The sequence below is a fragment of the Microbacterium sp. Soil_C_42 genome (assembly GCF_057656735.1).
In genome coordinates, this window is sequence record NZ_JBDGJU010000010.1 from 61,120 (window position 1) to 72,944 (window position 11,825).

At 72.5% G+C, this 11,825-nt stretch carries 6 protein-coding genes; 3 read left to right on the forward strand and 3 right to left on the reverse strand.

Features of this window, described 5'->3' with window-relative positions; translation table 11 throughout:
• Positions 1-157: 157 nt before the first annotated feature.
• Genes AC3A46_RS08655 through AC3A46_RS08665 form a run of 3 tightly spaced genes read right to left on the reverse strand, consistent with a single transcriptional unit; the run spans position 158 to position 7,253 of the window.
• Positions 158-2,830: a glycoside hydrolase family 3 C-terminal domain-containing protein gene (locus AC3A46_RS08655; protein ID WP_487664793.1), complete on the reverse strand. Its 2,673-nt coding sequence runs from the start codon at positions 2,828-2,830 to the stop codon at positions 158-160.
• Positions 2,827-5,208 (reverse strand): alpha-xylosidase, encoded by a 2,382-nt coding sequence (gene yicI / locus AC3A46_RS08660; RefSeq protein WP_487664794.1) that lies wholly within the window; start codon positions 5,206-5,208, stop codon positions 2,827-2,829. The genes AC3A46_RS08655 and yicI overlap by 4 nt, the downstream gene beginning before the upstream one ends.
• On the reverse strand, positions 5,205-7,253 hold the full coding sequence (locus tag AC3A46_RS08665; RefSeq protein ID WP_487664795.1) for a beta-galactosidase: 2,049 nt from the start codon (positions 7,251-7,253) through the stop codon (positions 5,205-5,207). The genes yicI and AC3A46_RS08665 overlap by 4 nt, the downstream gene beginning before the upstream one ends.
• Positions 7,254-7,368: 115 nt before the next feature.
• Between AC3A46_RS08665 and AC3A46_RS08670 the strand changes: the two genes are divergently transcribed.
• The 3 genes from AC3A46_RS08670 to AC3A46_RS08680 are packed head-to-tail and all read left to right on the forward strand — an operon-like array spanning position 7,369 to position 11,562.
• Positions 7,369-9,963: a glycosyl hydrolase family 95 catalytic domain-containing protein gene (locus AC3A46_RS08670; RefSeq protein WP_487664842.1), complete on the forward strand. Its 2,595-nt coding sequence runs from the start codon at positions 7,369-7,371 to the stop codon at positions 9,961-9,963.
• Positions 9,957-10,943, forward strand: coding sequence for a LacI family DNA-binding transcriptional regulator (locus AC3A46_RS08675; protein ID WP_487664796.1), 987 nt, complete (start codon positions 9,957-9,959; stop codon positions 10,941-10,943). The genes AC3A46_RS08670 and AC3A46_RS08675 overlap by 7 nt, the downstream gene beginning before the upstream one ends.
• 13 nt (positions 10,944-10,956) lie before the next feature.
• Positions 10,957-11,562, forward strand: coding sequence for a YesL family protein (locus AC3A46_RS08680; RefSeq protein ID WP_487664797.1), 606 nt, complete (start codon positions 10,957-10,959; stop codon positions 11,560-11,562).
• Positions 11,563-11,825: the final 263 nt, after the last annotated feature.

An 11,825-nucleotide genomic window follows, 5' to 3' on the forward strand; every position in this document is an offset into this window, starting at 1 on the left:
CTTCTACAGGAGCACGTGCACCGGAACGTCCCAGCAGGAGCCCGGTTGACCTGTTGAGGCCGGGCGGCGTCGGCTGCCAGGCCGGCAGGAGCCCGGTTGACCTGTTGAGGGGCGGGCGGCGTCGGCTGCCAGGCCCGCAGGGTGGGATGCCGCACCCTCAGAGCGCGGTGACCTCCAGATCAGCCCGCACGGGGAGGTCCCACGCCGACGGGCCCGCGGCAACGGTGTAGGTCCCGGGCTGGACGCGCAGCGCACCCTCGTGGAGCCAGTCGTCGACCGCGCCGGGAAGGCGCACGGCGTCGTCCCACACGGCGAGGCGCGCGGGTGAGAACGTCAGCTCGACGTCGCGGACTTCCCCGGGCGCGAGCCGCACGCGGCGATAGGCCACGAGCAGGCGCCGCGGCGTCGGCAGCGGGAGGCCCGACGACAGCGCGTAGAGCTGCACGAGCTCCTCGGCGTCGCGGTCCCCGGTGTTGCGCACCCGCACCACCGCGTTCACCACGGCCTCGTCTTCCCGCGGCGCGAAGCCGGCGTGGCGGTGGGTCGCCGCGGGCGCGGGGACCGCAGCTGCGCCCACGCGGCCGGAGGCTCCGCTCGACGCGCCAGCGGCGAGTGGAGGGGCCGTGGGGACCATCAGCGTCACCGACTCGTACGCGACCGTCGTGTAGGTGAGTCCGTGCCCGAAGGCGAACGTCGGCTCGTCGGGCTGATGGCGGTAGGTCGCACCTTGGCGGAGCGTGTCGTAGTCGAACAGGTCGCCCGCCTGCGCCTCGGTCGCGGGCCAGCTCTGCGAGAGACGGCCCGACGGCTCGACGTCGCCCGAGAGCACATCGATCACGCCGTGGCCGAGCTCCTGGCCGCCGTGGCTCGACCACACGACGGTGTCGGCCCCGACGCCCTCGAGCACATAGGGGTAGCTCGACACGATCGTGAGCACCGCCCGCGGGTTCGCCTCGCGCGCGGCGCGCCACACCTCGGCCCACGCGGCGGGCAGCCGCAGGTGCGGACGGTCCTGCGTCTCGCGGCCGTTGAGGTGGGGGTCGTTGCCGACCGCGACGACGACGGCATCGGCACGCGCGGCCGCCTCTGCCACCGCGGTCGCGCCCGACCGCACGACGCGCACGCCGAAGCGCTCGGCGTCGTCGAGCGTGACCGCCTCGGCGGCGAGCAGCCCCGAGTCGCGGAACACCCGCAGCCACCGGCCGGTGCCCAGGTGCAGCAGCGACCACGTGCCGTCGGCGTGGATGTGCGTGCGGAAGCTCTCCTGCACGACCCATTCGCCCACACGCGTCGCGTCCGCGCGCATCGGCCACTTCGCGCCGGTGAGCAGCAGTCCGCTCGCGTGAGAGCGGAGGGTGAGGATGCCGTCGCCCCAGTCCGTCACGTCGAACAGCGCGTCGTCGGCCGCGGCGTCGCCGGCCGCCTCGACCACCGAGCCGTCGGCGTTCGCCACGACGTAGCGGCCGTTCGACGAGGCCCGGAGCGCGATCGTGTCGGCGCCGGTCACGACCTCGACCTCGCCGAAGCGCTCGGCGGCGGCGGCACCGATGCCGACCGCGTAGGGCGGAGTGCCGGCGTACCAATCGGTGAGCACGAGGTCGGCGAGCGGGCCGACGACCGCGACCCGCGACGCCCGGGAGAGCGGCAGCACGTCGGCGTCGTTCCGCAGCACGACGACCGAGCGGGCCACCGCCTCCCGGGCGAGTTCACGGGCCCCGGGTGCGTCGATGGCGTCGGCGCCGATCCCCGCGTACGGGTCGGCGTCGCCGTCGAACTCGCCCGTGCGGATGCGCAGCTCGAGCAGCCGCAGCACGGCCCGGTCGACGTCGGCCGTGGTGAGCAGGCCCGCGGCGAGCGCCTCCGTCACGTAGCCGATGGTGGGCGCCGCGTTCGCGTCGTTGTCGGTGAACGAGTCGAGACCCGAGGTCACCAGGGCGGCGGCGGCGTGCACATGGTCGGGCTGGGTGCGCTGGGTGGTGACGAGGAAGGTCGGGGCGCCGGCATCCGACACCACCGCGATCGATTCGTCCGACCACGACCGGGCTTCCGCGACGAGCTCGGGCTGCGTGTGCGCGGGGACGCCGTTCACGCGGTTGTAGGCGAGCATCATCCCGCCCGCGACGCCCTCCTCGATCGCGCCGCGGAACGCGGGCAGCTCCTCCTCGTGGAGGGTGCGCAGCGACATCTCCGACGAGGTCACCGAGCGATCGGTCTCGTTGTTGTAGGCCAGGAAGTGCTTGAGCGCGGGCACGGTGCGCCAGACGCGCGGGTGGTCGCCGCGAAGGCCGCGTGAATACGCGGTGCCGAACACCCCGGTGATGTGCGGGTCCTCGGAGTAGCCCTCCTCGTTGCGGCCCCAGCCGGGGTGACGCAGCGTGTTGACGACCGGCGCCCAGACGTTGAGGCTCACCAGCGGGTTCTCGGCGCGCTTGGCGCGCACCTCGATCGCGGCGACCTCGCCCACCTTCTCGACGAGGTCGGTGTCCCAGGTCGCGGCGAGTCCCACGGACTGCGGGAACACCGTGGAGCGCCCGAGCCACGCGACGCCGTGCAGCGCCTCGCATCCCGTGTGCCACGCCGGCACCCCGAGCCGCTCGACCGCGGGCGCGGCCTGGTGCAGCATCGCGATCCGCTCGTCGGGCGTCAGCCGGTCGAGCAGGTCGCGGGCGCGCGCCGCGAGCGGCTGGTCGACCTGCCGGAACAGCGGCTGCCCGGGCGCGTGGTCGTCGGCGATCGCGGTGGCGGCGGCTGGGCCCACGCGCCCCGAGGCTCCGCGCGGCGCGCCAGCGCCGTGTGGAGGGGGCGTGGGGACCGTCGCGATGTCGGTCATTCTGCACTCTCCTCGTCGAGTTCGAGACGGATCTCTCCGGATGCTGCGGCGCGGGCGATCCGGTCACCCGCCTGCAGTGCCCACGGGGCGTGCGCGTCGTCCGTCGACGCGATGATCATCCGGCCCTCACGACGCACGCGGAAAGTGGTGGCGCCGACGCCGTCGATGGATCCCTTGCTGTCGTGGCCCGGCACCCGCGTCTCGCGGTCGTAGCCGTCGGGCAGTTCGAAGCACCGCAGCGTCACGCCGTCGGACCAGTCGTAGTCGGGGCGGCTGTCGTCGGCGCCGAAGGGCAGCACCGTGCCCGGGCGCACCCGCAGCGGCACCGAGTCGTAGCCGTGGGTCTCGGAGACCCACCGGCGGCCGTCGACGACGGAGCCGTCGAGGAGCGAGGTCCACTCGCCCTCCGGCACGTAGTACTCCACGCTGCCGTCGGCGGTGAAGATCGGCGCCACGAGCAGCGCGTCGCCCAGCATGTACTGCGTGTCGGCGTCGAAGCCCGAGCGGTCGCCGGGGAACTCGAGCGCCATCGGGCGCATCATCGGCGTCCCGCAGCGATGCGCCTGCTCGGCGGCGCCCGCGAGGTACGGCATGAGCCGCATCTTGAGCTTCGTGAACGAGCGGGCGATGTCGACGGCCTCGTCGTCGAAGGCCCACGGCACGCGCACCGACGACGAGCCGTGCAGCCGCGAGTGCGAGGAGAGCAGGCCGAACGCGAGCCAGCGCTTGAACAGGCCGGGGTCGGGGGTGCCCTCGAACCCGCCGATGTCGTGGCTCCAGTAGCCGAAGCCCGACATCGCGAGCGACAGGCCGCCGCGGAGGGACTCCGCCATCGACAGGAACGTCGAGTCGTTGTCGCCGCCCCAGTGCACCGGGAACTGCTGCGAGCCGACGGTCGCGGAACGGGCGAACACGACCGCGTCGCCGACGCCGTGGTGCCGTTCGAGCGCGCGGAACACGACCTCGTTGTAGAGCTTCGCGTAGTAGTTGTGCATGCGATGCGGGTCGGACCCGTCGTGCCACACGACGCCTTCGACGGGGATCCGCTCGCCGAAGTCGGTCTTGAACGCATCGACGCCCTGGTCGAGCAGACCCTGCAGCTTCGCCACGTACCAGTCCGCGGCAGCGGGGTTCGTGAAGTCCACGAGGCCCATGCCCGCCTGCCACATGTCCCACTGCCACACGCTGCCGTCGGTGCGCTTGAGCAGGTAGCCGCTCTCAGCCGCTTCGCGGAACAGCGCCGAGCGCTGCGCGATGTACGGGTTGATCCAGAGCGACACGTGCACGTCGCGCTCGTGCATGCGGGCGATCTGCCCGACGGGGTCGTGGAACGCGCGGGAGTCCCACTCGAAGTCGCTCCACTGGTACTCGCGCATCCAGAAGCAGTCGTAGTGGAAGACCGACAGCGGGATGTCGCGCTCCGCCATCCCGTCGACGAAGGCGCTGACGGTGTCTTCGTCATAGCTTGCGGTGAAGGATGTCGTGAGCCACAGCCCGAACGACCACGCGGGCACGCGCGCCGGCCGGCCGGTGAGCGCGGTGTAGCGACGGAGCACGTCCTTCGGCTCGGGGCCGGCGATGACGTAGTAGTCGAGGGACTCGCCCCCCACCGAGAACTGCACGCGCGAGTTGACCTCGCTGCCGACCTCGAACGAGACGTTCTCGGGGTGGTCGACGAACACGCCGTACCCGCGGGAGGTGAGGTAGAACGGCACGTTCTTGTACGCCTGCTCGCTGGAGGTGCCGCCGTCGGCGTTCCACGTGTCGACGACCTGGCCGTTCTTGACGAACGCGCCGAACCGCTCGCCGAGCCCGTAGACCCGCTCTCCCGGCTCGATGCTGAGCTGCTGGTGCACCCACGTCGGCTTCGTGCCGCCGGCGGCCGTGCCGGCGGTGCCTGCCGTGCCCGCGGTGGCGGCGGTGCCGTTCTTGCCCGTCGTGTCGGTGTAGTGCCCGATCGACCGCGGGAGGGAGCTCGTGAGCACGCGCCCATCGGCCTCGAGGAAGTCGACGCGCCACTGCCCCGCGGTGCGCACGACGCGCACCTTCAGCGGACCGGTGTCGAGGACGCCCTCGTCGTCGTCGACCGTGATGTCGGGCCGGAAGCCCTCCGCGCCGAAGATCTCGAAGTCGGGCCCACGGTGCACGGCTCCCGCGTGGCGCTCGACGCGCACCTTGACGACGCCCGGCGCGGGCGCCGAGAACGTCACGGTCAGCATCGCGCGGTTGAGGGTGTCGCCCCGGTCGCGGATCGCGGCGGTGGGCGCGTACACGGTCATCGTGCCCGCCTCCTGGTCGACGCGGATGTCGTCGACCTCGACCGCGTACAGCGGGGCGAGACCGGGCCTGGTCAGCCAGTAGCCATCGGTGAACTTCACTCTGCGTGCCTTTCGATGAGCACCATGGCGGCGCCGGAAGCAAGCGTCAGCTGCCCCTCGACGTCCGCGTCCGACAGGAGATCGCGGCGCAGCCCCGGCAGCGTGACGCGCCGGTCCTGATCGCCGTGGTTGAGGAGGAAGAGGGCCGCGCCGCGCTGGACCGCCTCGACGCCGTGGGGCAGCACGCGCTCGGGCAGGACTCCCGTGACACCCGCGGCGTCCAGCGCGTCGTCGAGCACCGCGGCGAGCGCGTCGTCCGAGACGACAGCGCCCAGGTACCAGGCCGTGCCGTCGCCGGCACGGTGCCGGGTGATGGCGGGTGCCCCGGACAGGTGTCCCGCGCCGAAGCGGGCGAGCACCTCGGCCCCCTCGGCACGCAGGCGCTCACCGAGAACGGATGCCTCGACCGCCGCGGGCGCGGTCGCCCACGTCGGCTCCACGACGACGGGGGTGGGCGCGTCGGGAAGACCGACCCACTCCTCGCCGCTCACGCCGAGCAGGTCGCGCAGCAGCACCGGCGAGCGACCGGTGAGGATGCCGGCGTTGCCGTCGGCGACCCCCGAGAACGGGCCGACCACGAGGCTCGCACCGCGTTCGACCGCCGCACGGAGGGCGGTGGCAGCATCCGTCTCCACGATGTACGTGTGCGGCACGAGCACCGTGGCGTAGCCCGACAAATCGGCCCCCGGACGCACCAGGTCGACCGCGATGCCGCGGCGCCACAGCGCGCGGTGCCACCGCTGCACCTGCTCGAGCGTGTCGAGCCGCTGGGTCGGGCGACCCGGCTCGTCCGCGGCCCACCGCGACGGCCAGTCGAACAGCAGCGCGACGGATGCCTCGACGCGTCCGCCGACGACGATCCGCAGCCTGCGCAGGTCGGCGCCCAGCGCACAGGTGGTCTCGAACACCTCGGTGTCGGCGCCGGCGTGCGGCAGCATGGCGGAGTGGAAGCGCTCCGCGCCGGTGCGGGCCTGACGCCACTGGAAGAAGCAGATCGCGTCCGCCCCCCGGGCGACCGCCTGCAGCGAGTCGAGGCGAGCGCGGTCGCGGCTCTTGGGCAGGTTGTGGGGGCGCCACGAGGTGGCGCTCACCGCCTGCTCCATGAGCGCCCACGGCCGGCCCGCGCCGAGCGAGCGCATGAGGTCCTGCACGAGCGCGATGTCGGACGACGACGTGGTGCTCGCGTGGTCGGGGTACTGGTCGTCGGCGACGACGTCGACCTCTTCCGCCCACTCCCACAGGTCGGTGAGCGGCTCGAAGCCCATGAAGTTCGTCGTGACCGGCTGGGTGGCCCCGGCGTCGCGGATGGCGTCGCGCTGCTCGGTGAAGACGCGCTGCAGCGCCCACGACGTGTACCGGCGGAAGTCGAGCGACTGCGCCGGGTTCACGAGGTAGGGCATGCGCCGGGGCGGCAGGATCTCGTCGAAGTCGCGGTAGCCCTGCGCCCACACGAGGGTTCCCCACGCCTCGTTGAGCGCGTCGATCGAGCCGTAGCGCTCGCGCAGCCAGAGCCGGAACTCGCGAGCCGCCTCGTCGCCGAAGTCGATCTGGCCGAACTCGTTGCCGACGTGCCACATGCGCACGGCGGGGTGGGCGGCGTAGCGCTCGGCGAGGGCGGTCGCGGTCGCGAGGGCGCGGTCGCGGTAGACGCGCGAGGCCGGCGTGAACTGGTTGCGCGACCCGGCCGCGAGACGCACGCCGTCGGGATTCACCGGGAGGGTCTCGGGATGGAGGATGCCGAGCCACGGCGGCGGCGACGCCGTCGGGGTCGCGAGATCCACGGCGATGCCGTGCGCGTGCAGCAGGTCGAGCACCTCGTCGAGCCACGCGAAGTCGTACGCGCCCGGCGACGGCTCGAGGCGCGCCCAGCTGAACACCCCGACCGTCACCAGGTTGACGCCGGCGCGCACCATGAGCTCGGCGTCCTCCTGCCAGATCTCTCGCGGCCACTGCTCGGGGTTGTAGTCACCGCCGAAGCAGATGCCGAGGTCGCGGGTGATCTCGGAGAACGCGTCGATGCGTCGCGGGTCGGGCGTGGTGGCCATGGAGCGGGGAACCTCTTCGCTGAGTTTCGATCTGACGTTCGCGGGATTGCCGGCGGGAAGGGCATCGAACTTTCGAAGCGCTTCAACACTGAGAAGGTATACTACGACTGTGACGATGTCCACGCGCCGCGATGATGCGGCCCCGCAGGTCTTCTCCGATGGCCTCCACATCCTGCGCGCCTCGACGCCCGCCTCGCGATGGCTCGAGGCCTACCCCGTCGGCAACGGCGTGCGCGGCGCGATGTGCGCGGGGCGCCCCGGCGGCGAGCGCCTGTGGCTGAACGACATCACGGCGTGGTCGGGGCACGCCCACGCCGATCCGCTGGACGGCGTCGCGGATCGCGGGCCCGAGGCACTCGAGGCCGTGCGCGCCGCGATCGACGCCGACGAGCTCGATCGCGCCGAGGCGCTCCTGCAGCGCATGCAGGCGCCCTGGGTGCAGGCCTACCTGCCGCTCGGCTGGGTCGAGCTGACGGTGGAGACGGATGCTGCGCACTCCGGCTCGCAGCCGGGTTCGGGGCGTTTCGACTCGGTCGCTCGCGCTCCCTCGCTCAACGACCGGGGGTCGGAGCCGCAGGAGTATGGGCGACGCCTGGATCTCGCCACCGGCGTCGCGACCCACCACTACGCGCTCGGTGACGTCGATGTGCGGCACCGCACGTGGGCGGACCTCGTGACCGGCGCCATCATGCACGAAGTCACCGCGGACGAGCCGGTGCGCGTGCGCCTCGGGATCGGGTCGCTCCTGCGCCCGCGCTCGGCGCCGCGCTCGGCGGGCGGCGACCTCGCCACCGAGTGGTGGCTCCCCGTCGACGTCGCGCCCGGCCACGAGAGCCCCGCCGAGCCCATCCGCTACGACGAGGAGCACGGGCGTCATGGCGCGATCGTGGTCCAGGCGCGGGGCGCCTCCGAGGTCGTCGACGGGGTCCTCGTCGGCGCGCCCGCGACGACGCATCTGTTCGCGATCGCCACCGCCACTTCGCCGTCGCTCCCCGGCGACTCCGCCGACGCCCGCGACGCGGAGGGGCACGCGGCGGCGCTGCTGCGCGGCATCCGCGGATCCTTCGATGTCCACGCGACCGCAGCCGATCTGCTCACCGCTCACGAAGCCGCCCACGGTGAGCTCTACGCGCGGTGCGCGCTCGAACTGCCGGCGCCGGGCGACGTCGAGGCACTCGACACCGTCGACCGGGTGCGTCGCGCGCAGGAGCGCGACGACCCCGCTCTCGCCGCCCTCATGTTCCACTACGGGCGGTACCTGCTCATCGCGTCGTCGCAGCCCGGCGGGCTGCCGGTCACGCTGCAGGGGCTGTGGAACGCCGAGCTGCCGGGGCCGTGGTCGAGCGCGTACACCCTCAACATCAACACGCAGATGGCGTACTGGCCGGCCGAGACGACCGACCTCGCCGAGTGCCACGAGCCCCTCCTGCGCTTCACGCGGCGGCTCTCCGAGACGGCGGGCCCCGCCGTCGCGCGCGAGCTGTACGGCGCGGACGGCTGGGTAGCCCATCACAATTCGGATGCCTGGGCCTTCGCGGCGCCGGTCGGCGCGGGCCACGGCGACCCGGCGTGGGCGAACTGGTCGCTCGGCGGGGTGTGGCTCGCGCTGCACCTGTGGGAGCACTACTCGTTCGGCGGAGACCGCGCGTACCTGCAGAGCGAGGCCTGGCCGGCGCTCGCCTCGGCCGCGGCCTTCGCGCTGTCGTGGATCCAGACGGACGGCGAGCGCGCGTGGACGAGCCCGTCGACCTCGCCCGAGAACCACTACCTCGACGCCGAGGGCCGCGAGCGCGGCGTCGCGGTGTCGGCCGCGATGGACGTCGCCCTGCTGCGCGAGCTCGCCGCGGTCTGCCGCGACGCCGCGGCCGTGCTCGACATCGACGACCCGTGGATCGCGGAGCTGACCACGCTCACGGATGCACTCCCCGACCCGCAGGTCTCCGCACGCGGCGACCTGCTCGAGTGGGACCGCGAACGCGTCGAGGCCGAGCCCGACCACCGCCATCTCTCGCATCTGATGGGGGTGTTCCCCCTGGCGCAGATCACGCCGGACGCGACGCCCGGACTCGCGCGCGCAGCATCCGAATCCATTCGCCTCCGCGGTCCGGAATCGACCGGCTGGGCGCTCGCCTGGCGTGCCGCGATGCAGGCTCGCCTGCGCGACGGCGCGGCGGTGCACGCACAGCTGCGGATGGCGCTCCGGCCCGCGGAAGAGGGCTCCGACGCTCACCGCGGCGGGGTCTACCCGAACCTCTTCAGCGCGCATCCGCCGTATCAGATCGACGGCAACCTCGGCCTGACCGCAGCGATCGCCGAGGCCCTCGTGCAGTCGTTCCTCGAGCCCTCACGCCCCGTCACTTCCGGGTTTGGGGCGCAGAACCTCCGTTGGGGCGCAGAATCTGCGCCCCAACGGAGGAATGACGCCCCACACCCCGTCGACGACCGGGAGGCGCCCAGCGTCACGCTGCGACTGCTGCCCGCGCTGCCGCCGGAATGGCCGGATGGCCGGGTGCGCGGCATCCGTTCCCGCGGCGACGTCTCCGTCGACGTCGAATGGGCGGGCGGACGACTCGTGCGGGCGCGGCTTCGCGCGCGGGCGCGAGCAGTCACAATGAGTGTGCACGGGCCGGACGGTTCGATCGGAACATACGAGCTCGCACCCGGAACCACACGGGTGATCGAACGAGGAGAGCAGGGGATCTCATGGTGACGATCGCGGACGTCGCGCAGAAGGCGGGCGTGTCGATCTCGACGGTGTCATACGTCATGAGCGGCAAGCGGGCCATCTCGCAGGAGACGCGCGACCGCGTCGAGAAGGCGATCGACAGCCTCGGTTTCAGCCCGCACGCGGGGGCACGCTCGCTGGCTTCCCGCTCGACGAACGTCATCGGCCTGCAGGCGCCCCTGCGCACCGGCGTCGACGTGCACGTCGTGATGCAGATCGTCACCGGCGTCGTCACGCAGGCGCGCAAGCACGGCTACGACATCCTGCTGCTCGCGAGCGACGACTCGAAGGCGCTCCAGCGTGCGGCGAAGGGCTCGATGGTCGACGCGCTGCTGGTCATGGACGTCGAGTCCGACGACCCGCGCATCGACACGCTGTCGGGGCTGGGGCATCCGAGCGTCCTCATCGGTCTTCCCGAGGGGCGGCGCTCCGTGCCCTGCGTCGACTTCGACTTCGAGGCGGCGGGCTGGCTCGCGGTCGACCGGCTCGTCGCGCTCGGCCACAAGCGCATCGCGCTCATCGGCTCGCCGCCCGAGGTCATGTCGCGTCACACCTCGTACGCCGACCGGCTCGCACGCGGCTTCCTGGCGGCGTGCGACGCGAACGGCGTGACGGGCACCGTTCACGCCTGCCCGAGCACCTCCGAGTCCATCGCCACCGTCGACGGCGTGATGACCGAGGACCCCGGCATCACCGGCTTCTTCGTGCACAACGAGGGCGCGCTCCCCCACGTCGCGACGACGATCGCCCAGCGCGGTCGGCAGCGCGCAGATGAGCCCGGCATCGTCGCCCTGTGCCCTGACGACGTGGCGCGTTCGGTGCCGGGGCTCGCCGACAGCATCGCGGTGCCCGCCGAGGCGATCGGCGCGGCGGCCACCGACATGATCTGCGAGATCCTCTCGAGCGGCGCGAAGCCCGCGGTGCGCCTGCTGCCGCCGGCGCTCACCGGAGCACACACGCCGTGATCGTGACGCCCGCATGAGGATCGATCCCGACAGCCGCGCGCTCGGCGGCTTCTCGACGTTCCTGACGTTCGTCGCACTCAACCTGCTCTACATCCTCGTGTGCCTGCCGATCGTCACGATCGGCGCCGCCACGAGCGCGCTGTACGAGGTCACCATCCGCTACTCCGACGACGAGAGCGGGCGCCCCCTCAAGGACTTCTTCCCCGCGTTCCGGGCGAACTTCGGCCGCGCCACCGTGCTGATGCTGTGCCTGCTCCTGCCCGCCGCGCTGCTCGGATTCTCGAGCGTGTTCTGGTTCGCATACCCCGCGCTCTTCGCCGGGGTCGCGGGAGTGGTGGCGGTGATCGGCGCGGTGTACCTCTTCGCCGCGTTCCTCTATGCGATGGCCCAGGTGGCGTACCTCACGGGGCCCGTGCGCCAGACCCTCAAGAACTCGCTGCTGCTCCCGGCCGCCGAGCCGGTGCGCACCCTCGGCGTGCTCGTGATCCCGGTGACCGCGGTCGCGCTGACGATCCTGTTCCCTCCGGTCGCGATCCTGATCGCCACCATCGGCTTCTCCGTCGGCGCCTACGCCACGGCCTTCCTCTTCCGCGGCGTCTTCACCCGCCACGAGGCCTGATCCCTTCGGGCTCGGGCGGTGACGGATGCCGCGGCGCGCGGCATCCGTGATCCTCAATTTGCGTGATCCTCAATTGAGGACGAGAGCCCGGCTGCGGACCGATCCCGACGCCGAGGCCCTCACCTCGGCACATCCCCTCGATTGAGGACGCGACGCGGGGACGGATGCCGCGGCCCGCAGCATCCGTGATCCTCAATTGAGGACGAGAGCCCGGCTGCGGACCGATCCCGACGCCGAGGCCCTCACCTCGGCACATCCCCTCA